Source organism: Sphingomonas sp. CFBP 13603 (assembly GCF_014892665.1).
Taxonomy (GTDB): domain Bacteria; phylum Pseudomonadota; class Alphaproteobacteria; order Sphingomonadales; family Sphingomonadaceae; genus Sphingomonas.
The window spans coordinates 157,106-183,748 of sequence record NZ_JADBIA010000004.1; the positions used below are offsets into that span (position 1 = coordinate 157,106).

The 26,643-nt window shown below is 64.7% G+C and carries 23 protein-coding genes and 1 tRNA gene; 16 read left to right on the forward strand and 8 right to left on the reverse strand.

The window, feature by feature from the left end:
* Positions 1–43 precede the first annotated feature (43 nt).
* Together IFR23_RS08445 and IFR23_RS08450 are read right to left on the reverse strand one after the other, a co-directional pair.
* Positions 44–1,363: an MFS transporter gene (locus tag IFR23_RS08445; RefSeq protein WP_244655562.1), complete on the reverse strand. Its 1,320-nt coding sequence runs from the start codon at positions 1,361–1,363 to the stop codon at positions 44–46.
* 33 nt (positions 1,364–1,396) lie between these two features.
* Positions 1,397–2,209 carry a 2-keto-4-pentenoate hydratase gene (locus IFR23_RS08450; RefSeq protein ID WP_192975493.1) on the reverse strand — a complete coding sequence of 271 codons (813 nt, stop codon included), beginning with the start codon at positions 2,207–2,209 and terminating at the stop codon, positions 1,397–1,399.
* Positions 2,210–2,358: 149 nt separating this feature from the next.
* Here IFR23_RS08450 and IFR23_RS08455 point away from each other — a divergent pair, with 149 nt between their 5' ends.
* The 6 genes from IFR23_RS08455 (at position 2,359) to IFR23_RS08480 (ending at position 9,277) form a co-directional block, all read left to right on the forward strand.
* On the forward strand, positions 2,359–3,399 hold the full coding sequence (locus tag IFR23_RS08455; protein WP_107962615.1) for a LacI family DNA-binding transcriptional regulator: 1,041 nt from the start codon (positions 2,359–2,361) through the stop codon (positions 3,397–3,399).
* A 102-nt stretch (positions 3,400–3,501) separates the two neighbouring features.
* On the forward strand, positions 3,502–4,944 hold the full coding sequence (gene uxaC, locus IFR23_RS08460; protein WP_192975494.1) for a glucuronate isomerase: 1,443 nt from the start codon (positions 3,502–3,504) through the stop codon (positions 4,942–4,944).
* Between the two features lie 11 nt (positions 4,945–4,955).
* Positions 4,956–5,798 carry a 5-dehydro-4-deoxy-D-glucuronate isomerase gene (kduI, locus tag IFR23_RS08465; RefSeq protein WP_176499843.1) on the forward strand — a complete coding sequence of 281 codons (843 nt, stop codon included), beginning with the start codon at positions 4,956–4,958 and terminating at the stop codon, positions 5,796–5,798.
* 116 nt (positions 5,799–5,914) lie between these two features.
* A complete protein-coding gene (gene kduD, locus IFR23_RS08470) occupies positions 5,915–6,685 on the forward strand; it encodes a 2-dehydro-3-deoxy-D-gluconate 5-dehydrogenase KduD (protein ID WP_192975495.1) in 771 nt (256 codons plus the stop codon).
* A 38-nt stretch (positions 6,686–6,723) separates the two neighbouring features.
* On the forward strand, positions 6,724–7,731 hold the full coding sequence (locus tag IFR23_RS08475) for a sugar kinase (protein ID WP_192975496.1): 1,008 nt from the start codon (positions 6,724–6,726) through the stop codon (positions 7,729–7,731).
* On the forward strand, positions 7,718–9,277 hold the full coding sequence (locus tag IFR23_RS08480; protein WP_192975497.1) for a carboxylesterase/lipase family protein: 1,560 nt from the start codon (positions 7,718–7,720) through the stop codon (positions 9,275–9,277). Before IFR23_RS08475 ends, IFR23_RS08480 begins: the two co-directional genes overlap by 14 nt.
* A 4-nt stretch (positions 9,278–9,281) precedes the next feature.
* Here IFR23_RS08480 and IFR23_RS08485 read toward each other — a convergent pair whose 3' ends face one another.
* Positions 9,282–9,674: a cupin domain-containing protein gene (locus IFR23_RS08485; RefSeq protein ID WP_192975696.1), complete on the reverse strand. Its 393-nt coding sequence runs from the start codon at positions 9,672–9,674 to the stop codon at positions 9,282–9,284.
* A gap of 296 nt (positions 9,675–9,970) precedes the next feature.
* Here IFR23_RS08485 and IFR23_RS08490 point away from each other — a divergent pair, with 296 nt between their 5' ends.
* Positions 9,971–13,009, forward strand: coding sequence for a TonB-dependent receptor (locus tag IFR23_RS08490; protein WP_244655535.1), 3,039 nt, complete (start codon positions 9,971–9,973; stop codon positions 13,007–13,009).
* A gap of 110 nt (positions 13,010–13,119) precedes the next feature.
* Here the strand turns inward: IFR23_RS08490 and IFR23_RS08495 are convergent, their stop codons facing one another.
* Together IFR23_RS08495 and IFR23_RS08500 are read right to left on the reverse strand one after the other, a co-directional pair.
* Positions 13,120–14,409 (reverse strand): N-succinylarginine dihydrolase, encoded by a 1,290-nt coding sequence (locus IFR23_RS08495; RefSeq protein ID WP_192975498.1) that lies wholly within the window; start codon positions 14,407–14,409, stop codon positions 13,120–13,122.
* A 210-nt stretch (positions 14,410–14,619) separates the two neighbouring features.
* Positions 14,620–14,696 (reverse strand) — tRNA-Pro (locus IFR23_RS08500).
* Between the two features lie 215 nt (positions 14,697–14,911).
* Between IFR23_RS08500 and IFR23_RS08505 the strand changes: the two genes are divergently transcribed.
* The 9 genes from IFR23_RS08505 (at position 14,912) to mazG (ending at position 23,353) form a co-directional block, all read left to right on the forward strand.
* Complete coding sequence (locus IFR23_RS08505) at positions 14,912–15,901, forward strand: lytic murein transglycosylase (RefSeq protein WP_244655563.1); 990 nt, start codon at positions 14,912–14,914, stop codon at positions 15,899–15,901.
* Positions 15,885–16,619 (forward strand): septal ring lytic transglycosylase RlpA family protein, encoded by a 735-nt coding sequence (locus IFR23_RS08510; protein WP_192975499.1) that lies wholly within the window; start codon positions 15,885–15,887, stop codon positions 16,617–16,619. Before IFR23_RS08505 ends, IFR23_RS08510 begins: the two co-directional genes overlap by 17 nt.
* A gap of 26 nt (positions 16,620–16,645) precedes the next feature.
* Entirely contained in the window at positions 16,646–17,809 is a 1,164-nt protein-coding gene (locus IFR23_RS08515; protein WP_192975500.1) for a D-alanyl-D-alanine carboxypeptidase family protein, read from the forward strand.
* 28 nt (positions 17,810–17,837) lie between these two features.
* Positions 17,838–18,815 (forward strand): AAA family ATPase, encoded by a 978-nt coding sequence (locus tag IFR23_RS08520; protein ID WP_192975501.1) that lies wholly within the window; start codon positions 17,838–17,840, stop codon positions 18,813–18,815.
* A gap of 50 nt (positions 18,816–18,865) precedes the next feature.
* Complete coding sequence (gene metG, locus IFR23_RS08525) at positions 18,866–20,413, forward strand: methionine--tRNA ligase (protein WP_121885076.1); 1,548 nt, start codon at positions 18,866–18,868, stop codon at positions 20,411–20,413.
* Complete coding sequence (locus IFR23_RS08530) at positions 20,413–21,204, forward strand: TatD family hydrolase (RefSeq protein WP_192975502.1); 792 nt, start codon at positions 20,413–20,415, stop codon at positions 21,202–21,204. Before metG ends, IFR23_RS08530 begins: the two co-directional genes overlap by 1 nt.
* A complete protein-coding gene (locus IFR23_RS08535) occupies positions 21,201–21,965 on the forward strand; it encodes an MBL fold metallo-hydrolase (protein WP_192975503.1) in 765 nt (254 codons plus the stop codon). The genes IFR23_RS08530 and IFR23_RS08535 overlap by 4 nt, the downstream gene beginning before the upstream one ends.
* Positions 21,962–22,549 (forward strand): retropepsin-like aspartic protease family protein, encoded by a 588-nt coding sequence (locus IFR23_RS08540; RefSeq protein WP_192975504.1) that lies wholly within the window; start codon positions 21,962–21,964, stop codon positions 22,547–22,549. Before IFR23_RS08535 ends, IFR23_RS08540 begins: the two co-directional genes overlap by 4 nt.
* A gap of 69 nt (positions 22,550–22,618) precedes the next feature.
* Positions 22,619–23,353 carry a nucleoside triphosphate pyrophosphohydrolase gene (gene mazG, locus IFR23_RS08545; RefSeq protein WP_192975505.1) on the forward strand — a complete coding sequence of 245 codons (735 nt, stop codon included), beginning with the start codon at positions 22,619–22,621 and terminating at the stop codon, positions 23,351–23,353.
* Here mazG and hflX read toward each other — a convergent pair.
* The 3 genes from hflX to ntrX all read right to left on the reverse strand — a co-directional run bounded on the left by hflX (position 23,334) and on the right by ntrX (position 26,643).
* A complete protein-coding gene (gene hflX / locus IFR23_RS08550; protein WP_192975506.1) occupies positions 23,334–24,626 on the reverse strand; it encodes a GTPase HflX in 1,293 nt (430 codons plus the stop codon). The two genes, mazG and hflX, sit on opposite strands and share 20 nt — an antisense overlap.
* Positions 24,623–25,126, reverse strand: a complete 504-nt coding sequence (gene hfq, locus IFR23_RS08555; protein ID WP_192975507.1) for an RNA chaperone Hfq — start codon at positions 25,124–25,126, stop codon at positions 24,623–24,625. Before hfq ends, hflX begins: the two co-directional genes overlap by 4 nt.
* Before the next feature lie 140 nt (positions 25,127–25,266).
* A complete protein-coding gene (gene ntrX, locus IFR23_RS08560) occupies positions 25,267–26,643 on the reverse strand; it encodes a nitrogen assimilation response regulator NtrX (RefSeq protein ID WP_192144678.1) in 1,377 nt (458 codons plus the stop codon).

Genomic DNA, 26,643 nt, shown 5'->3' on the forward strand with positions numbered 1-26,643 from the left:
AGACTGGGCTCCCGCCTTCACGGGAGAACAAGGAAGGGAAGGCCTAGCCCGCGTCCACCCGCGCCAGGCGTGGCGACAGCAGGTGCACGACGGTGATCGCGATCAGATACGTGCTGCCGGCGACCGCGAAGATCAGCGTGTAGCTCCCCGTTGTCTGCAGGACGTAGCCGGTGAACTTGGCCATCATCATGCCGCCGATCGCGCCGACCGTCCCGCCGATCCCGACCACCGACCCGACCGCGCCACGCGGGAACATGTCCGACGGGATCGTGTACAGGTTCGCTGAAAACGCCTGGTGCGCGGCCGTCGCCAGCCCGACGATCCCGACCGCGAGCCAGAGATTGTCGACATATTGCGCAAAGAAGATCGGCATAACGAGGAACGCGCACGCCAGCATCGTGATCTTCCGCGCGAAATTGGCGGAGTGGCCGCGCTTCATCAGCTTCGAGGACGACCAGCCGCCCGCAACGCTGCCAACATCGGAGAGAAGGTAGATCGCGACGAGCGGCGGGCCGAAGCTCTTGAGATCGAGATGATAGGTCTTGGCGAGGAAATCAGGCGTCCAGAACAGGAACAGCCACCAGATCGGATCGATCAGGAACTTGCCCAGCGCATACGCCCAGGTCTCGCGGTAGCCGAGCAGCTTGAGCCAGCCGATCTTCTTGGCAGGATCCGCCGGATCGCTCTCGATATGCGCGAGCTCAGCAGGCGACAGCTTCGCCACCTCGCGCGGACGGCGATAGATCGCAATCCACGCGACGAGCCAGATCAGGCTGATCGCGCCGGTGATGATGAACGCCATCCGCCAGCCGAATGCGATCGTGATGATCGGCACGATCAGCGGCGTGATCACCGCGCCGATGTTCGCGCCCGCGTTGAACACGCCGGTCGCAAACGCGCGCTCCTTGGCGGGGAACCATTCGGAGACGGCCTTGATGCCAGCTGGGAAATTGCCTGCCTCGCCAAGGCCGAGCACGACGCGTGCCGCCGAGAACTGGAACGCGTTGCCAGCAAACCCGCACAGCGTATGCCCGAGCGTCCAGATCACGAATGCCACCGAATAGCCGATCCGCGCCCCAAGCACGTCGACGATCCGGCCAAAACTCAGATAGCCGATCGCATAGGCCGCCTGGAACCAGAAGATCACGTCGGCATAAGTCGTCTCGTTCCAGCCGAGTTCGGCAGAAATCGTCGGCTTCAACACGCCGATCATCTGGCGATCGACATAGTTTATCGCAGTCGCGGCAAACAACAGGCTGCAGATCAGCCAGCGATACCGGCCGATATTGCCGCCGATGCCATTGACGTTCGTTCCATTTGCTCCGGCCCCATTCGCGCCTGCCGCGCCTCCCGGCATGTCCATCGTTGCCACTGGACTCTCTCCTAAAAGCAGCCTCTAGCGGGCCTTGATGGTGCAATGGACGGCGAACCGTCCGTCAAAGCGCGCCTCGACCCGGTCGCCTATCGCGACCGGATGGACACCGGTAACGGCGCCGGTCGAGACCCACTGCCCGGATGACAACGCGATCCCACGCGCGGCCATATGCTCGAGCAGATACCGAACCGCACCAAATGGCCCGTCGAGCATCGTCGCACTCGTCGCGGCCCCGATCAAGGCGTCGTTGATCCAGAGCTCGACCGGCCAGCCGTTGATATCGCCATCGCGCCATCCCGCAGCATCCGCGCCGATCACTAGCCCGTTGTTGTTACCGAAATCGGACACCGTGACGGTAGGACCCAGCGCGTTGATGCCGGGGAAGGGCGAACTAGCGATCTCGATCCCGACATGGACCGCGTCGACCATCGCGCGTGCCTCGGCCATCGTATAGTGCGCCTTGGCGGGATCAGGCGCGGTGCCGATCCGCAGGAGGAACTCAGCCTCCGCCGCGGCGAACCCGTCCGCAAACACCGGCATCGCCACTGGATCGCCCGCCGCTGGATCATCCGTTGGCGTGACGATCTGATCGGCGAAGATCGGGCCGGTGAGGCGGTCGACGCTGTCGAGTGGCGGGTTGATGCGCCCGACCTTCCACCCCGCGACGATGCCATCGGCCAGGAGAAGCGCGGCGTCCTGCACCGCATAGCCTTCGCTTAACGTAGCCGGCACGGCGCCCGGAAATTCCGGAACGGCGACGCCGTTACGCCGTGCATCGACGAAAGTACGGGCGATATGCCGGATATTGTCGGTCGTGTCGGGCTGTGCCGCCAAGAACCCCTCCTGTAATAGCGTTAATCTGCTTTGTCCCGAGCGTATGGGAAACCGGTGTCATTGACAAGCAGCCGTCCTTTTTATTGCAAGGACAGGGTTTGCCGACGGTGAGACTGGTCGATCCGATGTCTCGCGGCTATGCCGAGCCAATGCAGAAAACCGGTCAGCCTACGATCAACGACGTGGCGCGGATCGCCGGCGTCTCGAAGAAGACGGTGAGCCGGGTGATCAACCGATCGCCATTGCTCAACGACGATACGCGCAAGCGAGTCGAGGATGTGATCGGCGAACTCGGCTATATTCCCAACCCGCAGGCACGCGCGCTGGCGCTCAGGCGGAATTTCCTGATCGGGCTGGTGCACGACAATCCCAATGCACAGACCGTGCTGAACGTGCAGCAGGGCATGCTCGAGGCGCTTCACGGAACCGAATTCGAGATGGTCGTCCGTCCGCTCGATCGCGGCTCGGCGACGATGCTCGATGATCTGCGACACTTCCTGGAACGCCAAAGGCTGTTCGGGGTGCTGTTGATGCCGCCGGTGAGCGAGAACGACTCGGTGGCGGCGCTCTGCGATGCGATCGGCTGTCGCTACGTGCGGATGGGCTCGGCCGTGATCGACGACAACGATCACATGGTCGCGTCGAACGACCGGGAGGCGGTGCGGATCGCCACGGAATATCTGATCGCGCAAGGACATAGACGGATCGGCCTAGTCGCGGGGCCGCACGGCTTCCGGTCGGCACGCGAACGGCGTCTCGGGTTCGAGGACGCCTTGGCCGCGGCTGGGATCGCGCTGCCCCGCAGCATGATCGCGGATGGGAACTACACGTTCGAGTCGGGGCTGGCCGCGGCCGAGCGCCTGCTCGACCTGATGCCGAGGCCGACTGCGATCTTCTCGTCCAACGACGAGATGGCCGCGGGCATCATTCACGCCGCCCGCCAGCGTGGTCTCGATATCCCGCACGATCTGTCGATCGTCGGCTTCGACGATACGCCGATCGCCGCGCATGTCTGGCCGCCCTTGACGACGGTGCGCTGGCCGATCGCCTCGATGGCACGGTCCGCCGCGTTGAAGCTGATCGCCGGCGTCGACGATGGTAGCGATCTCGTCGAGGAGCCGTCCTTGTTCCTGTCGACGCTGATCCGACGTGGTTCGGTGGCACCGCCGGCGGAGCCCGACGCGGCATGATCGCACCACCTCTTTGCGGTTGCGTCGAAAACTGACACCGGTTACCAGATGGTCGACAGGCCGCACAAAAGCGGTTCGAACCTTGGGAAGTGGGAGAGTGGAATGGCCCGTGCGTTGGAACTGCATCCCGATCGCCTGCTTCCCGCCGACCCGGTGACGCGCGACATCGCGCGGGCGCTCTACGCCGAAGTCGCGGGGCTCCCGATCGTCAGTCCGCACGGCCATACCGATCCGATCTGGTTCGCCGAGAATGCACACTGGACCGACGCGACGACGTTGCTACTGGCGCCCGACCATTATCTGTACCGGATGCTGTACAGCCAGGGCGTCGATCTGGATGCGCTGGCGACCCCGCGGATCGACGGCGTTCCGGCGACCGATCCGCGTGCGGCGTGGCGCGTGTTCGCCGATCACTACACGCTGTTTCGCGGTACGCCGTCGCGGCTGTGGCTGGATCATGTCTTTTCGGACGTGTTCGGGATCGACGTCGCGCTGGAGCCATCGACCGCGGACCGGTATTTCGACCTGATCGGCGAGAAGCTCGCGTCGGAGGCCTTCCGCCCCCGCGCGCTGTTCGATCGGTTCGGGATCGAGTTCCTGGCGACCACCGAAGGCGCGCATGACGACCTTGCCGCGCACAAGCGTATCCGCCAGTCGGGCTGGAACGGGCGCGTCGTCACCACCTATCGCCCCGATGGCGTGATCGACGTCGAGCATGAGGCGTTCAAGCCGGCGATGGCACGCTTTGCCGAACTGACCGGTGAAGACGTGTACGGCTGGAAGGGCTATCTTTCCGCGCACCGCAAGCGCCGCGCCGATTTCCGCGCGGCGGGTGCCACCGCGACCGATCACGGCCACCCGACCGCAGCGACCGCGAACCTCTCTGCGGTCGAGGCCGAAGCACTGTTCGCCAAGGTGACGCGGGGCGCTTGGACGCCGGCCGACGCGGAGCTCTTCCGTGCGCAGATGTTGACCGAGATGGCGGCGATGTCGGTCGAGGACGGCATGGTGATGCAGATCCATCCGGGATCGTCGCGCAACCACAATGCGGGCCTCTTCGCGAGCCATGGCCGCGACAAGGGCGCTGATATCCCGACGCGGACCGATTACGTCCATGCGCTGAAGCCGCTGCTCGACCGGTTCGGAACCAGCACGCGGCTGTCGATCATCCTCTTCACGCTCGACGAAAGTTCCTACGCGCGCGAGCTGGCACCGCTGGCGGGGCATTATCCGTGCCTCAAGCTCGGGCCGTCCTGGTGGTTCCACGACAGTCCCGAGGGGATGCGCCGGTTCCGCGAGATGACGACCGAGACCGCGGGCTTCTACAACACCGTCGGCTTCAACGACGATACGCGCGCGTTTCTCTCGATCCCGGCGCGGCACGATGTCGCGCGGCGGATCGACTGCGGGTTCCTCGCACGGCTGGTGGCGGAACACCGTCTCGCCGACTGGGAAGCTGCCGATCTCGCACACGAGCTGACCAACGGCCTCGTCCGCCGCGCCTACCGTATCGACGAACCCTCTTCCGTCGCAAAAGCGGCCTGACCGGAGCCTTTATGTACGATCGCACCTATTACGCCACGCACCCCGACATGATGGAGTGCGTCTCCAACGACGAACTGCGCGACCGCTATCTGATCCAAGACCTGTTCCGCGACGGCGAATGCGTGCTGAATTACACGCACGCAGAGCGCTTCGTGATCGGCGGCGTCGCCGTCGCGAGCGGATCGGTGAAGCTGCCCGACCAGGCTGAACCGGCGTCGGCAGCAGGGCATCCGTTCCTGGAGCGTCGTGAGCTTGCGGTCGTCAATGTCGGCAAGGTCACCGGCACCGTCACGGTCGACGGCGAGACGTTCACGCTCGGCAACAAGGATTGCCTGTACGTGACGATGGGCGCGAAGGACGTCCAGTTCTCCGGCGACGGCGCGCGCTTCTATCTGGCATCGTGCCCCGCGCACAAGGCGTTCACGACCCGCGTCATCTCGGTCGGCGATGCGACGACGCTGGAGCGCGGCAGCCTCGAGGAGTCGAACGAGCGGACGATCTACCAGATGGTCATCCCCGGCATCTGCGACAGCGCGCAGCTCGTCATGGGCCTTACCGTCCTGAAGCCGGGCTCGGTCTGGAACACGATGCCGCCGCACATTCATGAGCGTCGCAGCGAGATCTATTTCTACTTCGAACTCGACGATCTCGAGAAGGATCGCGTGTTCCACTACATGGGCGAAGGCGAGGCGACCCGCCACATCGTCATGGCGAACGAGGAAGCGGTGATCAGCCCGCCTTGGTCGATCCACATGGGCTCGGGCACCAAGGCCTACGCCTTCATCTGGGCGATGGCCGGCGAGAACCAGGATTATACCGACATGAACGTCCTGGATATCTGCCAGCTCGCGTAAATCTTCTCCCCTCCCGTTCACGGGAGGGGTCGGGGGAGGGCGTGTCCACGAGCGTTGGTCCGCATTTCCCCTCCCCTAACCCCTCCCGCAAGCGGGAGGGGAACGAGAGAGAAAGCATGACAAACCCCTTTGACCTGACCGGCAAGGTCGCCATCGTCACCGGCGCGAACACCGGCATTGGCCAGGCCATCGCCGTCGCGCTCGCGACCGCCGGCGCGGACGTCGCATGCGTCGGCCGCACGCCCGCCGAGGACACCGTTGCGCAGATCCGTGCACTTGGGCGCAAGGCCGAGATCGTCTCGGCCGACCTCTCGACGATCGAACCCGTCCAGCGCGTCGTCGACGAGACGGTCGCCAAGCTTGGCGGGCTCGACATCCTGATCAACAACGCCGGCATCATCCGCCGCGCCGATGCCGTCGACTTCACCGAAGCCGATTGGGATGCGGTGATCGACACCAACCTGAAGTCTGTGTTCTTCCTGTGCCAGGCCGCCGGCCGCCACATGATCGCGCGCATCGAAACGGAAGGGGGCTCCGGCAAGATCGTCAACATCGCCTCGATGCTCACCTTCCAGGGTGGCATCCGCGTGCCGAGCTACACCGCATCGAAGTCCGGGATCGGCGGGCTGACCAAGCTGCTCGCAAACGAATGGGCGGCCAAGGGCATCAACGTCAACGCGATCGCACCCGGCTACATCGCGACCAACAATACGGCGGCGCTGCAGGCCGACGAGGTGCGCAACAAGTCGATCATGGACCGGATTCCCGCTGGCGCTTGGGGCGACGCCTCCGATCTTGGTGGTGCGGCGGTGTTCCTGTCGTCGGCGGCGGCGAAGTATGTCCAGGGGCATATCCTGGCGGTCGACGGCGGCTGGCTGGCACGATAACCCTGCCCGTCGGGACGGTGATTTGAAATAGGGGCGACATGGCTAAATTCCTGGCATTCGGCGAGATCATGCTGCGGCTTTCCCCGCCGGGGCGTGAGCTGCTGCTGCAGACGCCAAAGCTCGACGTATGGGTCGCAGGTGCGGAGGCCAATGTCGTCACGCAGCTCGCGCGGCTCGGCCACGACGTCGGCATGGCGACGATGGTGCCGGACAACGACCTCGGTCGTGCGGCGATCACGACGTTGCGCGGGCACGGTGTCGACACGTCGACGATCGCGCTGGGCGGCGACCGGATGGGGCTGTATTTCGTCACGTCGGGTGCGGGCTTGCGCGCGACCGAAGTCATCTACGATCGCGCTTGGTCTTCGTTCGCCGAGGCACAGTCGAGCGCCTGGGACTGGGACGCATTGCTCGCTGGCGTCGATCGCCTCCATCTCTCGGGTATCACGCCAGCTCTTGGTCCGGTGCCGGCCGAGGCCGCGCTTGCCGCCGTGCGTGCGGCGACGGAGCGCGGGATCTTGGTCTCGTTCGACGGCAACTGGCGTGGAAAATTGTGGGAGCGATGGGATTCGAACCCACGTGAGATCCTGACCCAACTCGTCGAGCATGCCGACCTCATGTTCGGCAACCACCGCGATATCGCGCTATTGCTCGACCGGGACTTTTCCGGCGAGGCCGAAGATCGTCGGCGTGAGGCGACGGAGGCGGCATTCGCGGCGTTTCCGAGGCTACAGACGATCGCCTCGACCGCGCGGCATGTCGAGCATGTCGATCTCCACCGTCTGTCGGCGCGGATCGATACGCGCGACGCGCACGTCCAGACGGACGAGGTCGTGCTGGCCGGGATCGTCGACCGGATCGGCGGCGGCGATGCCTTTGCGGCCGGGGTGTTGCACGGCCTGCGTTCGGGCAAGGACATCGAGGACACGGCGCGCATCGGCCTCGCGCTCGCCGCGTTGAAGCACTCGCTGCCGGGCGACGCGAGCCTGTTCCGGCAGGCGGACATCGACGCCTATCTCGCAGGCGGGCTGGATGTTCGGCGCTGACGGCTGGACCCGCCGCGGCACCCTCGGCGGCGCGGCGGCACTGATCCTGGCTGGAGGTGCGCGGGCTTCGGGCGTGCCGATAGTACATTCGCCCGCGGGTAGTTTCGTCGGGCACGCGGACGGACACGTCCTCGCCTTCAAGGGCATTCGCTATGGCCGTGCGGACCGGTTTCGGGCGCCTTTACCGGTATCGATGCCGGGCCAGAGGCGACCGGCGCAGGACTTTGGACCGGTCTGCCCGCAATCGGGCCCATACGCCCCGCAATCCGAGGACTGCCTGTTCCTGAACGTCTGGACCGCGGAACCAGACGCGCGCGCGAAAAAGCCGGTGATGGTCTATATCCACGGCGGCGCATATTCGAACGGGAGCGTCACCGATCCGCTGAACGATGGGCGGGCACTCGCGGCGCGCGGCGACTGCGTCGTCGTGACCATCAATCACCGCCTGAACGCGCTCGGCTATCTGTATCTTGCGAGGCTCGATCCGCGGTTTCCCCATAGCGGCAATGCCGGACAACTCGATCTGATCCTCGCGCTGCAATGGGTGCGGGACAACATTGCGGCGTTCGGCGGGGATTCGTCGCGCGTGTTGGTCTTCGGTCAATCGGGCGGCGGTGCGAAGATCGCAACGATGATGGGGATGCCCGCCGCCGCGGGCCTGTTCCACCGCGCCGCCACGATGAGCGGACAACAGGTCACCGTGTCCGGCCCGATGAACGCGACGGCGCGCGCACGGGCGTATCTGGCCAGGCTGGGCGTGACGGACCGCGATCTGTCTCCGTTGCTGGCGATGCCCATCGAGAAACTGGTCGATGCGCTTGATGCGACCGATCCGATCATGGGTGGCGGCGTGTATTTCGGACCAGTGCTCGACATGAAATGGCTGACCCGGCACCCGTTCTGGCCCGATGCTAACCCACTCGGAAACCGCATCCCGATGATGCTCGGCAACACGCATGACGAGACTCGCGCGTTCATCGGCCTCGATTCGCCGAAGGTGAGGGGACTCGATTGGGGCAATCTCGCAGCACGCATGGCGCCCGAACTCAAGATCGACATCCTGCCCGAATGGGTGGTGGCGCAGTACCGCGCGCGCTATCCGACATGGGCGCCGATCGACGTCTTCTATGACGCCACCACCGCAGGGCGAAGCTGGCGCGGGCAGGTGATCGAGGCTGAAGCGCGTGCGGAGGCCGGCGCCGCCTGCTGGGTCTATCAGGTCGACTTCGCCTCTCGCACGGATCCACGTCGTGGCGCGTTCCACACGATGGATATCCCGCTGGTGTTCGGCACCCTGGGTGCCACGGGATCGCAGACCGGGACGGCAGCGGATGCGCGCGCGGCGTCCAAGGCAATGCAGGACGCGTTCGTCGCCTTCGCCAAGACGGGGGACCCAAACCACCAGGGCACGCCAAATTGGCCACGCTATGACCTGTCGACCCGCGCGACGATGATCTTCGACGCCCGCTCACGGATCGAGAACGACCCGCGCGCATGGCAGCGCGAGCTCTTTGCGCGCGTGCCCTATATCCAGCCTGGAACCTGACCCGCTATTTTACGATCGGATAGGCGATGATCAGCACCAGCGGTGCCTTGCCCGTCTGTTCGATGCCGACGGTTTCCCCGTCGAACAGATAGGCGGCGATGCCGGCACGGACCGGCCGTTTTGCGCCGCCGGATGAGACGATACCCGTGCCGGAGAGGACGTAATACACCTCGTCGTGTGCGATCCGGTGCAGGCCGATCGCACTCCGGGGGTGCAGTATCCGCTTGCGAAACTCCATCGTTCTGCCCGGTACCGCGTCGCTGATCCGGTAGGCCGTGCTGGAGCCGATCGCCCCGTGGGGCGGGGGTTCTCGCCGCATCGTCGTGGCTTCGTCGACGATTACCATCGGCCGCGACGTGGCGGCCTGCGCATGCGCGCCGGCAGCCGGGCCAAGCATCCCGAAAAGCGCCGATAGCATCGATCGCAGCATTCTCGCTTCTCCTGCATGGCACGATGCATTCCGCGGCATGTTGACACGCAACCGATCGTGCGACATTGTTCTGACACCGGTTACCTAAGCATGCAAGGAACCGGGGGGCGGACCAGCAACAACTGGCAGCCCGGGAGAGGATAAGATGCACCCGTTCGAAGCAACGGGTCTTATTCCCCAAGAATTTCAGGGCGGTGGCCGAGCGGTGTCCAGCCGATCGCGCAACCGGTGTCATCGGCGTAGACCGAACGGGGAGTGAAGCAATGGACGTGCAAACAACGGCAGCGAATTTGCGGATGAATTGGCGCACAGGCATCTCCGCCGGCACCCTCGTCCTGGCGCTCGCCATGCCCGCAGCCGCCTTCGCGCAGGCGGCACAGATTCCGAACAGCCAGACGCCGGGAACGCCGGCACAGGTCGACCCATCGCCCGCGCAGACTGCCGTCGTGCCGCAGGGCCAACCGGTCGACCCCGCCGCAACGACGGCACCGCAGTCGGCGCCCGAGATCGTATCGCCCGATAGCGAGACCGCCGAGATCATCGTCACCGGCTTTCGCCGCTCGCTCGATGCGGCGCTGAACGTCAAGCGCCAGTCGGTGTCGTCGGTCGACGCGATCGTCGCGGAGGATATCGCCAAGTTCCCCGATCAGAACCTCGCAGAATCGCTGCAGCGTATCCCTGGCATCTCGATCCAGCGCGATGCAGGCGAGGGACGCGCGATCACGGTCCGCGGTTTGGGCGCGCAATATACGCGGGTTCGCGTCAACGGGCTGGAGACAGTGGCGACGTCGACCGATGGCGCCAGTTCGAACCGCGATCGCGCGTTCGATTTCAACGTGTTTGCGTCCGAACTCTTCAATTCCATCGTCGTCCACAAGACTGCCGAAGCGTCGCTCGACGAAGGCTCGCTGGGTGCGGTGGTCGATCTCAACACCGGCAACCCGCTCGGCGGCAAGACCGGCGTCACGCTCGTCGGCTCCGCGCAGGCAAGCTACAACGATCTCAGCAAGAACTTCGGCCCGCGTCTCGCTGGCCTGCTTTCGTGGAAGTCCGCGGACGGCACGTTCGGCGTCGCGCTGTCGGGAGCGTACACCAAGACCAACAATTTCGAGCTCGGCAACAACAGCGTCCGCTGGGCGCAGGGCGTGTTCGATTCGGTGAACGGCACCCGCTGTTTCACCCAGCCGAACCGCGGTGGCACCTACACGAACGCGGCCGGTTGCGATCAAGCCGCGCTCGCCTTCCACCCCCGCATTCCGCGCTACGGCTCGGTACGTCACGATCGCGAACGGCTCGGCCTGACCGGTAGCGTCCAATGGTCGCCAACCGACGCGACCAAGATCTCGATCGATGGACTCTATTCCCGCTTCAAGGAGACCCGCGAGGAGAAATGGGGCGAAGTGCTGCTCCGCTCGAACGAACGCTCGATCGACATCAGCAACTTCACGATCGACGGCAACAACAATCTGGTGAAGGCGACGCTCAACGACGCCTGGGTCCGCACCGAGCATTATCTGCGCAAATCGCAGACCGAATTCTATCAGCTGGGCGGCAGCTGGGATCAGGACGTGACCGACAAGTTCCGCTTCACGCTGCTCGGCGGCTTCTCGAAATCGGATGCGACGATCCCGGTCGAGACGACCTTCGTGTTCGACGATCGCGACGCGCAGGGGTATAGCTACGACTATACCGACATGAAGCGTCCGACGCTGACCTTCGGGACGAGCGTAACCGATCCGGCGAACTTCCAGCTTGCCGAAATCCGCGATCGGCCATCCGAAACGGTCAACACCTTCCGCACTGGGCAGCTTCGTACGGAATGGGACGTCGCCGAAGGGTTCCAGATCAAGACGGGCGCGATGTATCGTCGCTTCTCGTTCGATACCAAGGGCTTCTCGCGCGATGCCGTCGTCTGCCCTAACGCGGGCGGCAAGGATGTCGTGCTCGGCACGCTCACCTGTTCGCCCAACACGCTGTTCGGCCCGACCGCGATCTACGGTTTCCCCGCTGGCAATCTCGGCGAGATCTTCAACCTGGGCAAGGCCGGGCAACCGTCGGGAACGACCACCAGCTTCCTGGTGCCGAACATCGATGCATCGGCTGCCTATACGGGGCTGTACGGCCGCACGCCGACGGTGCTGGTCGGCGATACCCGCAGCGTGATCGAGGAAGTCACCGGCGGTTACATGCAGTTCGACGTCAAGGGCGACATTCTGGGCCTCAACTATGCGGCGAACGCCGGCATGCGCTATGCCCATACCAGCCAGAAATCGACCGGCATCTCGTCGGCGGTGGTCGGGGGCGTCACCGTCAACACGCCGGCGACGGTCGGACGCAGCTATGACGACTGGCTCCCGGCGATCAACGTCGCGTTCTTCCCGACCGACGATATCATCCTGCGCGGTGCGATCTCCAAGGTGCTGACGCGTCCGAGCCTGGGCAGCCTGACGCCGGGTGGGTCGGTCGACGGCTTCAACTACCGCGTGACGTTCGGCAACCCGCAGCTCAAGCCGTTCCGCGCGACCGCGCTCGATCTTGCCGCCGAATGGTATTTCGCGCCGCAGTCGATCTTTTCGGTCGCGGTGTTCAAGAAGCTGATCGAGAGCTTCCCCGTCACGCAACCCCGCAGCGGCACGTTTGCCTCGACCGGCCTACCGCTCTCGGTGATCCCGGCAAGCTCACCGGCTGCGCTCAATCCCGAAGGCCAGGAATGGCAGATCAACGCGCCGATCAACGGCGTCGGTGCGTCGCTGAAGGGCATGGAAATCTCGCTCCAGTCGAGCTTCCGCTTCCTGCCTGGCTTCCTGAAGAATTTCGGCTTCCTGGCCAACGCGACGTTCATCAGTTCGGACGCGGATTATACGCAGGCCGGTCCGGCGACGACGGTGTCGCGACCGACCTTCAACCCGACCACCGGGGCGGTACTGACACCGGGTGGCGTGCTGGGCGCGCTGCCCGCCACGACGCGCACCGCGACTCTCTACGGCCTGTCGAAGCGCGCCTATAACGGCACGCTCTATTATGAGGACAAGAAGTTCAGCGCGCGCGGATCGATCAGCTATCGCAGCCCGTACATCGACGGCAGTTCGGCCACCGGCAATTTGTTCGAAGGGTATAATTCGACGATCAACGTCGACGCGTCGCTGCGCTACAAGCTCACGCCGATGGTCGAAGTGTCGCTGGAGGGTACCAACCTCACCGACAATTATCGCAGCCGCTACAATGATCTCGACGCGAACCGCAACTACGAGAATAACCATTTCGGGCGCACGTTCCTGATGGGCGCACGCTTCAAGATGTAAGCGCGCGCCAGTCCAACTCTTCCTCCTCCTCGGCTGCATTCGATCCTGGAATGCAGCCGCTTTTTTGATGAATCCGCAGTCGGGCAACCTCCCAAACTGACGGGAGAGGCCTAGATCTCGTCCGGTGCAAAGCCGAGCGCCGCCGTCAACGCCGCGCGAGCTTTGATGCAGCGGTCCCACAGGTGCGGATCGCCGAGGTTTTCGATCGCGATCGCCTCCGGCCATTCGTGCGCGATGACATCCTCCATCCTGCCGCACGCAGCCTCGTCGAGCAGGAAGCGGGGATCGATTGCGGCGAACGCTCCCTTATCGACCTGGACGCGCAGCCTCAGGCACGCCGGACCGCCGCCGTTCCGCATGGACTCGCGGACGTCGACGATCTCCAGCCGCTGGATCGGACCGCCGCTGGCGATCAACTCGGAAAGCCACGCCCAGACGTCCGCATTCTCGTGCGCTTCGGCGGGAAGGACGAGCGTCATGCTGCCGTCCGGCATCGTGACGAGCTGCGAATTGAACAGATAGGTTCGGATCGCGGTGTCTAGGCTCACGCGATCTGCGGGCACCTCGACGATCGCAACGTCGGGCATCATCGCTTTCAGGGTCTCGTGAAACGCGGATGGCTCGGCAAACGCCTGCTCGTGCGCGAACAGGACATGGCCGTTCGAGACTGCGACGACGTCGTTATGGAACGCCCCCGCACCGATCGCGGCATCGCTCTGGCGCACCATCAGCGTATGCGCAGGGCTCAGCCCGTGCCGACGCGCGACCGCCTCGCTGGCGGTGCGGTGCTGACGTGCAGGGAATCCGCCGGCCTGACCCTCGCCATAGACGAACATCTCCACCGCGACGCCACCGGCAGGGGGCACCAGCCGCATGAAGTTCGCAGCACCCTCATCGCCGAACGCGGACGGTATCGGGGAATGGACGCGGAAGTGACGCGGGTCGGCGAAGGCGAGGCGGAGTTGCCGTTCGGTCTGTGCGGCTTCGCTCGCACGGTGCGGCATCGTCGACAGATTGGCCACCGAGATATGGCAGAGACCATCGCGCGTATCGGACGACGGCGAGACCGTTCCCGCGTTCGCCGTCCACATCGCCGACGCCGACATCGCGTTGGCGACCAGCGCCCGATCGGCGGTCCAGGCCGAAGCAAGGACCTCCGCATCGTCGCCGTCGAACCCGAGTGCTCGAAGCCATCCGACATTAGGTCGGACGTGCGGCAGGAAGACGCCCTGGTTCAGCCCCATCGCCATCAGCCGCCGCATCTTCGCAACGCCTTGCAACGCGGCCAGCCTGGGCGCCGAAACGGCACCGGCGTTGGCGGACGATGCGCGGTTGCCGATCGAAAGGCCGGCGTAATTATGCGTGGGGCCGACGATACCGTCGAAATTGACCTCGATCACCGCATCTCTCCTTCGTTTCACCACTAGGTTGGCGTCAACGCAGTCGTGCCGAGATCGGATAGCCGCAATTCGCGACGACGTAAAAGGCGCCGGCACGCTCGTGTCTCGAACGGATCTGCTGACCCGGGATGCGTGAGATGGAGATCGAATGATTGGGAACGACCGCGCTCGCAGGCGCCGTGATCGTCCTTGTATCGCCCCGTAAGACGATGGTCGGGGAGACAGGATTCGAACCTGCGACCCCCTGGTCCCAAACCAGGTGCGCTACCAGCCTGCGCCACTCCCCGACGGCGTTGCGGTTAGGCGTACGCGCCGGGATGTGCAAGCGTCATAACGTCACGAGAATGAAATTGCTGGGGATCAAATCCGCCCGCGTCCGTGCGTGCCTGGCGTACGACGGTGCGAGGTTCCGATACGGACGCGTCTGTGGCACATCCTGGGTATGGGTGGGGCATCGACAGCAGCGACTTGGCTGCGCAACGGCGTATTCGGCATACTCGCAATGCTGTCCGGCAACGGATCGGCGATGGCGCAGGATGATCCGGGTTTTCAGTCTTACATGACGGTGCTGCGTCAGCAGGCGCTCGCCGAGGGCGTCAGCGTCCGGACAGCCGACGCGGTGTTTCCCGGCCTGACGCTGAACCCGCGCGTGATCGAACTCGATCGGGGGCAACCCGGAGCGACGAACACCAGCAGCGCAATCCCCGCCTTCGCACCGTATCGCAGCCAGCATGTCGATGCGGCGCGGATCGCACGCGGCCGCCAGACCTATCTGGCGCAGCGCTCGCGGTTGCAGCGGATCGAACAGCAGACCGGCGTCCCCGAATCGATCATGGTCGCGATCTGGGGGCATGAGACCAATTACGGCAGCTATACCGGCGACTTCGATCTGCTCCGCTCGCTCGCCAGCCTCGCTTACGAGGGACGGCGCCGGTCGCTGTTTGCCGGCGAGTTCATCGCCGGGCTCAAGATGCTCGATCGCGGCGTCACCCGCTCGCAGTTGAAGGGCAGCTGGGCAGGGGCCACGGGCAATCCGCAGTTCCTGCCGTCAATCTACCTCCGTCTTGCGCGCGACGGCGACGGCGATGGTCGCGCGGACATCTGGAACAGCCCGGCCGACACGCTGGCCTCGATCGGTAACTACTTTACGGACGCCGGCTGGCGCGCGGGCCAGCCCTGGGGCGTCGCGGTCAACGTGCCTGCGGGCCTCGACCGGTCGCAGGTCCGCAACCGGCTGGTGTCGCCGCGCTGCCCTCGCGTGTTCGAGCGACATAGCGGCTGGCGGACGATCGCCGAATGGCGTGCGCTTGGCGTGACGCCGCAGGGCCGGAGCCTGCCCGCCGACGGCGTGATGGCGACATTGCTCGAGCCGGACGGGCAGGGCGCTACCGCCTATTTGCTCACCAGCAACTACCGCGTGATTCTCGATTACAACTGCTCGAACTTCTACGCGCTGTCGGTCGGATTGCTGGCCGATGCGGTCGAGCGCTAGGGCCCTCTGCCTGGCGTTCGCGCTGGGGGCGTGCAGCAACGCACACGATAGCGTCGGTGCGACCTTCCCAGCGGGGGGCGGACTTTACGGCAGCTATCAGGATACCGGCCTCGCGAGTTGGTATGGCGAGGAATTGTCGGGTAACCGCACGGCATCGGGCGAGGCGTTCGATCCCGGCGCGATGACCGCCGCTCACCGAACCTTGCCACTGGGCTCGTTCGTCGAGGTGACGTCGGTCGAAACCGGACGGTCTATCCTGGTACGGATCAACGACCGCGGCCCCGGCCGAAAGGACCGGATGATCGATCTGTCGCGCGCCGCGGCGCATCTGCTCGGTACCGATCGACGGCAGGTTGCCGCGGTAAGGATCCGCGCGATCGTACCGACCATGCAGGACGCGTTGCTATTGCGCGCCGGTAAAGCCGCTGCGGCGCGGATGCCGGCGTTCACGCAGGCCGCGAGTTCTGATGCACTGCCCTCTCGCAAGCCGCTCCCCACCTTGATCGCGGGACGGCGGTACGTGTTGCAGGTCGCGACCTTCTCGAACGAAGACCGTGCGACGGCGTTGGCGAAGCGCCTCGATGCCGATGTCGTCGAACGCGGCGGACTGTACCGCGTCCGCGTCGGACCGTTCAAAGATGCCGCAAGCCTGCAACGCGCGCGTGACGCGGTCGCCGAGCGCGGCTATGGCGATGCACAAGTCCTGCCTACGGATTGAGTTCCCTTTTGCTCACGGAATACCGCATGAAGAAGCTGATCGTCGCACCGCTCGTCGCCCTCGCGCTGGCGCATCCGTCCATCGCCGCTGCGCCGCAGTTCCAGACCGCCGCGCCGATCGCCTATATGGAGGATCTGTCGTCGGGCGCCGTGCTGTTCGCGCGTGACGCCGACCGCCGCATGCCGCCAGCGTCGCTCGCCAAGATGATGACCGTCTATGTCGCGTTCGACATGGTCAAGAAGGGCGAACTCAAGCTCGACCAGATGATGCCCGTCCGCCCCGAGACCTGGGCTAAATGGCATGGTCCGTCCGCGGGTTCGACGATGTTCCTGTCGTCGGGCGAGAACGTCAGCGTCGCCAATCTGCTATACGGGATCGTCACGCTGTCGGGCAACGACGCGTGCATCGTGCTGGCCGAGGGCATCTCCGGGTCGGAGCAGGCGTTCACCGAGCGGATGAACCGCAAGGCCGCCGAACTGGGGCTCAAGGACAGCCATTTCGGCACCGCCAACGGCTGGCCCGACAACGGCGTCACCTATGTCACCGCGCACGATCTCGCCAAGCTCGCCGCGGCGACGATCACCAACTATCCCGATCTCTACAAGCAATTCTATTCGAAGCGCGATTTCACCTGGGGCAAGACGATGGGCGGCAGCGCCATCACCCAGGCGAACCGCGACCCGATCCTCGGCCGCGTCGCTGGCGCCGACGGCTTGAAGACCGGCCACACCGAGGAAGCGGGTTATGGCTTCACCGGGTCCGCGATCCAGAACGGCCGCCGCCTGGTGATGGTCGTCGCCGGCCTGACGAGCGCGGGCCAGCGCGCCGAGGAATCGGTGCGTTTCATGGAATGGGGCTTCCGCGCGTGGCAGTCGAAGCCGATCGTCGCGAAGGGCAAGAAGATCGAGACCGCCGCGGTCCAGCTCGGTGACAGCTCGTCGGTCGGGCTCGTCGCCCCCAAGGCACTGACGGTCACGCTGCCCGCCGGCACCTCGCCGACCATGACCGCCAAAGTGGTCTATGAAGGTCCGATCAAGGCGCCGATCAAGGCCGGCCAGCATATCGCCGATCTCGTCGTGACGACGTCCGACGGTCTCCAGCAGACGATGCCGCTGGTCGCCGAGAAGGACGTCGCGGTCGCGGGCTTCTTCGGTCGCGCATGGGCAGGGCTGACCGGCTTCTTCGGCTGATGACCCCGGCGCCGACGGCGTTGCCGGCATGACGCCGATCATCGGCAACACCGCCGCGCAGGCTGCCTTCATGGCGGCGATGCGCGGCGGTTCGCTGCATCACGCATGGCTCATCGCCGGACCGCAGGGCGTCGGCAAGGCGAGTTTCGCACGCGCCGCAGCCATGCGTATGCTGGCGGATGCGGCCGACCCGGATGGCAGCTCGACCGACCTTGCGGTTCCCGAGGGGAACAGGACGCGGTCGCTCATGGAGGCCGGGTCGCACCCCGACTTCCGCGTGCTGGCGCGCCTGCCGAAGGATCCCGAGAAGCCCGACCAGGATCTCGCCCGCAGCATCACGATCGCGCAGGTCCGCACGCTGCAGCCATTGTTCGCGACCACGCCGTCGATGAGCCCCCGCCGCGTGGTCGTCATCGATGCGATCGACGATCTCGAGCGAGGCGGGGCGAATGCGCTGCTCAAGAACCTCGAGGAACCACCCGCGGGGACGATCTTCCTGCTGGTAAGTCATGCGCCGGGCCGGTTGCTCCCCACGATCCGCTCGCGCTGTCGTCTGTTGCGGTTCGAGGCGCTCTCGGACGGCGAGGTCGCGACCGCGATCCGGACGTTGCAGCCCGATGCGGACGAGAGTGAGGTCGCGGCGCTGGTTCGAGCCAGCGACGGCGCGCCCGGTCGCGCGCTCCGCTATGCCGGGCTCGACATCGCCGCGATCGACGATGCCATCGCCGCGATCGCGCAGGACGGCGACCGCGATAACGGCCGCCGGTTGAAGCTCGCCAAGGCACTCGGGCTCAAGACCGCGCAACCCCGCTACGAGGCGTTCCTCGATCGCGCCCCCGCGTTCATCGCCGACGCCGCACGGACCCGGTCGGGGCCGGCGCTGCGATCCGCACTCGACGCGCACGCCGCGGCACGCGAACTGGCAGGCGCCGCGATCGGCCTGTCGCTCGATGCGCAGGCCACCGTGTTCGAGATGGCCGGGATCGTCGCGACGTTGCGCCATTGATCCGCTCGCGCAGGCTTCACCTGATCGGGGCGATGCTCTAGGAGCGCGGCATGGCCGACCCTTTCTATATCACCACCGCGATCCACTATCCCAATGGCCGTCCGCATATCGGCCATGCGTACGAGATGATCGCCGCCGACGCGATCGCGCGCTTCCAGCGCCAAGCGGGGCGTGACGTCCTGTTCCAGACCGGCACCGACGAACACGGTCTCAAGATGGTCCAGGCCGCGCGTGACCGCGATATGCCGGTGCGCGAACTCGCCAACGAAATGTCGTCGTATTTCCACGAGATGGCCGACCGTCTTGGCATCTCGTATGACCGGTTCATCCGTACCGTCGACGAGGATCACTACGCCGCGAGCGCCGCGATATGGCAGGCGATGGCGGACGCAGGCGATCTGTATCTCGACCGCTACGAAGGCTGGTATTCGGTCCGCGACGAGGCATTCTACGACGAGTCAGAACTGACCGGGGAGGGCGACGATCGCCGCTCGCCGCAAGGCACGCCGGTCGAATGGACCGCGGAGGAGACCTGGTTCTTCCGCCTGTCGAAATATCAGCAGCCCTTGCTCGATCTCTTCGCCGCCAACCCCGATTTCATCCGCCCCGAAAGCCGTCGCAACGAAGTGATGCGCTTTGTCGAGGGTGGTCTGAAGGATCTGTCGGTCTCGCGCACCAGCTTCGACTGGGGCGTGCCGGTACCCGGCAGTCCCGGCCACGTCATGTACGTGTGGGTCGATGCGCTCACCAATTACCTGACCGGGATCGGCTATCCCGACATGACCGGCGACAAGGCGAAATACTGGCCGGCGGATATCCATCTGATCGGCAAGGACATCGTACGCTTCCACGCGGTCTATTGGCCCGCGTTCCTGCTGTCGGCGGGCATTCCGCTGCCCAAGAGCGTGTTCGGCCATGGCTTCCTTCTCACGCGCGGCGAGAAGATGTCGAAGTCGGTCGGCAACGTCGTCGATCCGATGGCGCTGGCGGATGCGTTCGGCGTCGATGCGTTGCGGTATTTCTTCCTTCGCGACGTGAGCTTCGGCCAGGACGGCAGCTACTCGCCCGAGGCGATCGTAACGCGTGTCAACGCCGAGCTGGCGAACAGCTTCGGCAACCTTGCACAGCGAACATTGTCGTTCATCGCCAAAAACTTGGGCGGCGAGTTTCCCACGGCTGGTACGGTCCAGGATGCCGACGGGATACTGATCGAAGAGGTCGTCGTCGCCTGCGCCGGGTTCAAGTCCGCCTTCACCGACCTCGCGCTGTCGCAAGGCATCGAGGCGTGGATGCGCGGTGTGTTCGCGTGCAACCAGTATATCGACGCGCAGGCACCCTGGGCGCTGCGCAAGACCGATCCCGAGCGGATGAACGCGGTTCTCCGTACGCTGGTCCGCGCAATCCGCATGCTCGCGATCGCGATCCTGCCGGTAGTACCGGACTCCGCTGGGAAGGTGCTCGAGCAGATCGGCGCGACCGAGCGCGACCATGCCGCGATAGACGACGACGGCTGGTATGATCGTGTGGCTGCTTCCGACTTCCGGATCGCACCGCCGGCGCCCGTATTCCCGCGTCTCGAACTGCCTGCGGAGGCCTGATGCTCGCCGACAGCCATTGCCACCTGAACTACAAGGGCCTCGTCGAGGACCAGCAGGCGGTGCTCGCACGGGCTAGGGCGCGCGGCGTCACGGCGATGCTCAACATCTCGACGCGCGAGAGCGAATGGGACGATATCGTCGCCACCGCCGAGCGCGAGCCTGACGTCTGGGCGACGATCGGCATCCACCCGAACGAGGCTGACGTGTATCCCGACGTGGACGCTGCCAAGCTGATCGAGCGCGCACGGCATCCCCGCGTGGTAGGGCTCGGCGAAAGCGGCCTCGACTATTTCCGCGACACATCGGACCGCGCCCGCCAGCAGGCGAGCTTCCGCGCGCACATCGCCGCGTCGCGAGAGACTGGCCTGCCGATCGTCGTCCACACCCGCGACGCCGAGGACGATACTGCGGCGATCATGGCCGAGGAGATGGGGAAGGGGGCCTATCCCGGCGTCATCCACTGCTTCACCGCGAGTGGAGCTTTCGCCGACAAGGCGCTGGATATGGGGCTTTATATCTCAATCTCGGGGATCGTGACGTTCAAGAACGCGCGGGACCTTCAGGAGACCGCCGCGCGCCTGCCAATCGAACGACTGCTGATCGAGACCGACGCGCCGTTTCTCGCGCCGGTGCCGCATCGCGGCAAGACCGGCGAACCTGGGTTCGTTGCCGACACCGCTGCGTTTCTCGCCAACCTTCGCGGCGAAAATGTCGAGGAACTGTCGCGCCGTACGGCCGAGAACTTCCACACGCTGTTCGGCAAGACGCGGGTGTCAGGGGCGACGGCATGAAGATCACGATCCTCGGCTCCGGCACATCCTCCGGCGTGCCGAGGATCGGCAACGACTGGGGCGAATGCGATCCGGCCGAGCCGCGCAACCGGCGCAGCCGTGCGTCCGCGATCGTCGAGCATGACAGTACGCGAATCCTGATCGACACAAGTCCCGACATGCGCGAGCAATTGCTGGCTGCGGATATCGACCGTGTCGACGCGGTGATCTGGACGCATGACCACGCCGATCATTGCCACGGCATCGACGATCTCCGCCAACTTTTCCACGCAGCCGGAGAGGCTGTTCGCGGCTACGCCCGGCCGTTCACGCTGGCAGCGCTCGACGCGCGTTTTACCTATGCATTCCACGGTCGCCCCGGCTATCCGCCGACGATCGCCGCCGAAGTTCTGCCTGATCGGTTGACGATCGGTGGGATCGATATTTCGGTGACCGACCAGCCGCACGGTAGTATCCATGCCGCCGGCCTGCGGTTCGAGGCAGCCGGAGTCTCGATCGGATACGCAACCGATTTCAACCTGATGACCGACGACATGGCCAGCCTGTATCAGGATCTGGACATCTGGGTAGTCGACGCACTCCGCCGGCGACCGCATCCAACGCACATGGAACTGCCTGCCGTGCTTGCTTGGGTGGAGCGCCTGACGCCGAAGCGGACCGCGTTGATCCATATGGACAACACGATGGATTATGCGACGTTGCGTCACGAACTGCCGGCCGGCGTCGAGCCTGGCTATGACGGCCTGATCCTGACCGCATGACCGATGATCGCACAGCCCAGTTTGCGCTGTATGCGGTCATGTTGATCCTGCCGCTGTCGGCCTTGGTCGCGCGCCGACTGCCGTTGAAGCCGGTGCTGAAGATGGCGCTGGCGTGGGTCGCGATCTTCGCGGTTGGCCTGCTGATCGCGAGCCAGCGGGATCGGCTGTCTGGCTTGAAGACCATGTTTTCCGGTCAGCAGGTCAGCGGAACCGAAACCCGGATTCACATGGCGGACGACGGGCATTTCTGGGCGGATGTCGATATCGACGGTGTCCGCCGCCGGATGCTGATCGATAGTGGTGCGACGACGACTGCCTTGTCCGCTGCCACGGCCAAGGCCGCCAGCCTGAATAGCGACGAAAGCCCGTTTCCAGCGATCATAGAGACCGCCAACGGTACGATATCGGCGCGCACCGCGACTGCCAAAAGCGTGACGATCGGCACTGTCACCGCAACAAACCTCGGCATCGTCACGTCGCCGGCGTTCGGCGAAACCGACGTGATCGGCATGAACTTCCTGTCGAGGCTGGGATCGTGGCGGGTTGAGAATGCCACGCTCGTTCTCACGCCGAACAAGCAGTAGATTTTACATAATGTATATTATCGATCTAACATTATCGTTTAGATCGCATGCTATCAATCGGAGATCCTGATGATCGAACGGCTCGTTTCCATCATGGCGCGACTGCGACATCCGGTCGAAGGTTGCGAATGGGATCGCGTTCAGACCTGGTCGACCATCGCTCCCTATACGATCGAGGAAGCCTATGAGGTCGCCGACGCGATCGCGCGCGATGACCCGGCGGACCTGAAGGACGAACTCGGCGACCTGCTGCTCCAGGTGGTATTTCACAGCCGTATCGCCGAGGAGTCCGGCGCGTTCACCTTGGCCGATGTCGTCGCCGCTATCAGCGACAAGATGGAGCGTCGTCACCCTCACATATTCGGCGATGCAACCTCCTCGCCAGGTTGGGAAACGATCAAGGCCGTCGAGCGCGCGGAGAAGTCCGATCACAGCGCTCTCGCCGGCGTGGCGATTGGCCTGCCTGCCTTGGCTCGCGCCGAAAAATTGCAGAAGCGTGCCGCTCGTGTCGGGTTCGACTGGCCCGATGCTGCTGGGCCTCTAGCCAAGGTTGTCGAGGAAATAGAAGAGGTTCGCGAGGCCGGCTCAGACACGGTAGAAGAGGAAATCGGCGATCTGCTGTTTGCCGTGACCAACTGGGCACGACATCTCGGTGTCGATCCCGAAGCCGCGCTCAGGGCCGGCAACGCCAAGTTCGAAGCACGTTTCCGGGCAATCGAGGTCGGTGGCGGCGACGCGTTCGCCGCCATGACACTCGATCAGAAGGAAGCGCTATGGCAGGCGGTCAAGCATCGCGGCGGCTGAATCGGTCGTAGTCGGTCTCGGACAGCCGAACATCGTAGGTCGTATCGAGCTCGTCGCTGACGCTGCCCAGCACTTCGCCGTGCGCATGGAGCCACGCCGCCCCCGCTCCGTCGCTGGCCTCGATCGTGATGCTATAGCGTCGATGGGCGCCGGTCAGCTTCGCCGCCACCTGCTCGATGAGATGCTGGACCCCTTCCCCGCTCAGCGCGGAGATCGCCACGACGTCGTCACGATGCGCTGCCTGCCCGGCGATCTCGTCGTGCGTGTCGGCATCGAGAAGATCGAGCTTGTTCCATACTTCGAATCGCGGCGTGTTTTCATCGACGCCGATCTCCGCGAGCACGGTCTCGACGTCGGTGCGCTGCGCCTCGGTGTCCGGATGCGCAATATCGCGGATGTGCACGAGCAGGTCCGCCGACACCACCTCTTCCAGCGTCGCTTTGAACGCCGCGACCAATTGAGTCGGCAGATCGGACACGAAGCCTACCGTGTCGGACAGGATAGCCTTGTCGATGCCCGGAAGCTGGATCTGCCGTAGCGTCGGGTCGAGCGTTGCAAACAACAGGTCCTCTGCCATGACATCGGCGCCGGTCAGCCGATTGAACAGAGTCGACTTGCCAGCATTGGTGTACCCGACCAGAGCAATGACCGGCCAGGGCGCGCGCTGACGGCGTTCGCGGTGCAGGCCACGCGTGCGACTGACCTGCTCCAGCTCGCGCTTGAGCCGGGCCATGCGGTCGCGGATCAGGCGACGATCCGCTTCGATCTGCGTCTCACCTGGGCCACCGAGGAAGCCGAAGCCACCCCGCTGGCGCTCGAGATGCGTCCAACTGCGGACCAAACGCCCTGCCTGATAGTCGAGATGCGCGAGTTCGACCTGCAACCGACCTTCGGCGGTCGCCGCGCGCTCGCCGAAGATCTCGAGGATCAGTCCGGTCCGGTCGATGACCTTGGTTTCGAGCGCTTTTTCCAGATTGCGCTGCTGAATGGGGGTAAGGCTCGCGTCGAACACGACGAGCCCCGCCTCTTCCATGCGCACCTGCGTCGCGAGCAGTTCGACCTGCCCGCTCCCGATCAGCGTCGCCGGCTTGGCCTGCCGCACGCGATAGGCGATCCGTTCGACGACCTGGACACCGATGGCCGCAGCAAGACCTGCCGTCTCCTCCAGGCGAGCATCGACGTCACGCGTCGCGTCACCCTGATCGGGCAGCACGACGATCGCCCGCGCGCCGCGCGTGAATTCGTCCCGGTCCCGTTCGAAACCACTACTCAATCGTCATCGTCCGTTTCATCCGTATCAGTAGGCTCTTCGGCAAGGTTCAGCGGGCGGGCCGGCTGGATCGTCGAAACCGCGTGCTTGTAGACCAATTGCGCCATGCCTTCGCGCTGGAGCAGCATGCAGAACAGGTCGAAGCCGGCGATCTGGCCCTGCAGCATGACGCCATTGATCAGGAACATCGTCACGCTGTCTTCGGATTTCCGCACCGCGTTGAGGAAGATATCCTGCAACAACGGGTGCTTCTTCTGGCTTTCGCCCACCGCATCGACGATTGCCGACACGTCCATGGGGCCAGCTGGCATGATCGTCGAGATCGCATGCTTGTAGATCAGCTGCGACTGCCCATCGCGACGGAGCAGAACGGAAAAATTATCGAACCATGTGACGATGCCCTGAAGCTTAACGCCTTTTACAAGGAACATAGTTACGGGCGTCTTGGAGCGCCGGAGTGCGTTCAGGAAAAGATCCTGGAGCGAGCCTGGTTTTTCGGCCAATGGGATAACCCTTTATTTTTGGCGGGACTTTGCCCGCGAGGCGCCGTTTCCCGGCGTCGGAGATGCCCCCGGTTACCGGGAGCGGTACTGATCTATGATCGCCGCCCTGCTATATCCAGAGGGCGGCGAAATTACGGCGTCTATTCTTCGCGCGTTTCGGTAATGCCAAGCAGCTTCAACTTTCGATGAAGCGCCGAACGCTCCATGCCGATGAAGCTGGCGGTCCGCGATATATTGCCTGAAAATCGCCGGATCTGGACCCGAAGATATTCACGCTCGAACGTCTCGCGTGCTTCACGCAGCGGTGATCCCATGATCGCAGTCGATCCGGCCGAACCGATATCGCCTTGATCGCCCATAACCTCGGCCGGCAACAGATCGAGATCGATCCGGCCGATCCGGTCTCCCGGAGCGAGAATGATCGTACGCTCGACGACGTTACGCAGCTGACGAACATTTCCTGGCCAATCGTAGGATTGTAACGCCACCATCGCATCGGGAGCGATTTCCGGCGTCGGCACGCGGCGCTCGGACGCGTAATGCGCAATGAAATGCTGGACCAACGCAGGGATGTCCTCGCGACGATCGGAAAGCGGCGGGATCATCACCGGTACGACGTTGAGGCGGTAATAGAGGTCTTCGCGGAAGCGGCCTTCGGCAATTTCGACGACAAGATCGCGCGCGGTGGCGGAGACGACGCGGACGTCGACCTTCACGACCCGCGTACCACCCACCCGCGTGAAGCTCTGATCGGTCAGCGCGCGGAGGATACGCGCCTGTGTCGTGATCGGCATGTCGGCGATCTCGTCGAGAAAGAGCGTGCCGCCATGCGCCTGCTCGAACAGACCCGGACGAACGAGGTCACCCGCCTCCTCGACGCCGAACAACTCCTCGTCGACACGCTCGGGCGTCATCCGTGCCGCGCTGACGATGATGAACGGCGCATCGGTCCGCAAGCTCCAGCCGTGGAGCAGACGCGCCGCGACCTCCTTGCCGACCCCTGCCCCACCCATGATAAGCACGCGGCTGCCCGTCGCAGCGACCCGCTTGAGTGTCGCCCGCACGCCGTTGATCGATCCCGAACTCCCGGTGAGATCGGTTTCGCGACCGACCGTAGCGCGCAACGTCGCCACTTCGCGACGAAGCCGCTCGGTCTCGGTCGCGCGGGCGACCATGAGCAGCAGGCGCTCGGCTTCGAACGGCTTTTCGATGAAGTCGGACGCACCACGCCGGATCGCTGCGACCGCCGTATCCAGATTGCCGTGCCCGGAGATCACGAGCACCGGGATCGACGGATCGCGGCGCTTGATCTCATCGAGCAGTTCGAGCCCATCGAGGCGCGACCCCTGGAGCCATACGTCGAGCAGCACCAGCGACGGGCGACGCGCGGCAATCGCCTCCAGCGCGGAATCGCTGTCGCCAGCGTCGCGCGTATCATAGCCTTCGTCCTCCAGGACGCCGGCAACGAGTTCACGGATGTCACGTTCGTCGTCAACGACGAGAATATCGAGCGCCAT

Bases quoted from the DNA above. Each gene is read 5' to 3' on its own strand.
- IFR23_RS08445 (WP_244655562.1), bottom strand. From the start codon at position 1,363: ATGGACATGCCGGGAGGCGCGGCAGGCGCGAATGGGGCCGGAGCAAAT.
- IFR23_RS08455 (WP_107962615.1), top strand. From the start codon at position 2,359: ATGCAGAAAACCGGTCAGCCTACGATCAACGACGTGGCGCGGATCGCC.
- uxaC (WP_192975494.1), top strand. From the start codon at position 3,502: ATGGCCCGTGCGTTGGAACTGCATCCCGATCGCCTGCTTCCCGCCGAC.
- kduI (WP_176499843.1), top strand. From the start codon at position 4,956: ATGTACGATCGCACCTATTACGCCACGCACCCCGACATGATGGAGTGC.
- kduD (WP_192975495.1), top strand. From the start codon at position 5,915: ATGACAAACCCCTTTGACCTGACCGGCAAGGTCGCCATCGTCACCGGC.
- IFR23_RS08475 (WP_192975496.1), top strand. From the start codon at position 6,724: ATGGCTAAATTCCTGGCATTCGGCGAGATCATGCTGCGGCTTTCCCCG.
- IFR23_RS08480 (WP_192975497.1), top strand. From the start codon at position 7,718: ATGTTCGGCGCTGACGGCTGGACCCGCCGCGGCACCCTCGGCGGCGCG.
- IFR23_RS08485 (WP_192975696.1), bottom strand. From the start codon at position 9,674: ATGCTTGGCCCGGCTGCCGGCGCGCATGCGCAGGCCGCCACGTCGCGG.
- IFR23_RS08490 (WP_244655535.1), top strand. From the start codon at position 9,971: ATGGACGTGCAAACAACGGCAGCGAATTTGCGGATGAATTGGCGCACA.
- IFR23_RS08505 (WP_244655563.1), top strand. From the start codon at position 14,912: ATGCTGTCCGGCAACGGATCGGCGATGGCGCAGGATGATCCGGGTTTT.
- IFR23_RS08510 (WP_192975499.1), top strand. From the start codon at position 15,885: ATGCGGTCGAGCGCTAGGGCCCTCTGCCTGGCGTTCGCGCTGGGGGCG.
- IFR23_RS08515 (WP_192975500.1), top strand. From the start codon at position 16,646: ATGAAGAAGCTGATCGTCGCACCGCTCGTCGCCCTCGCGCTGGCGCAT.
- IFR23_RS08520 (WP_192975501.1), top strand. From the start codon at position 17,838: ATGACGCCGATCATCGGCAACACCGCCGCGCAGGCTGCCTTCATGGCG.
- metG (WP_121885076.1), top strand. From the start codon at position 18,866: ATGGCCGACCCTTTCTATATCACCACCGCGATCCACTATCCCAATGGC.
- IFR23_RS08530 (WP_192975502.1), top strand. From the start codon at position 20,413: ATGCTCGCCGACAGCCATTGCCACCTGAACTACAAGGGCCTCGTCGAG.
- IFR23_RS08535 (WP_192975503.1), top strand. From the start codon at position 21,201: ATGAAGATCACGATCCTCGGCTCCGGCACATCCTCCGGCGTGCCGAGG.
- IFR23_RS08540 (WP_192975504.1), top strand. From the start codon at position 21,962: ATGACCGATGATCGCACAGCCCAGTTTGCGCTGTATGCGGTCATGTTG.
- mazG (WP_192975505.1), top strand. From the start codon at position 22,619: ATGATCGAACGGCTCGTTTCCATCATGGCGCGACTGCGACATCCGGTC.
- ntrX (WP_192144678.1), bottom strand. From the start codon at position 26,643: ATGGCGCTCGATATTCTCGTCGTTGACGACGAACGTGACATCCGTGAA.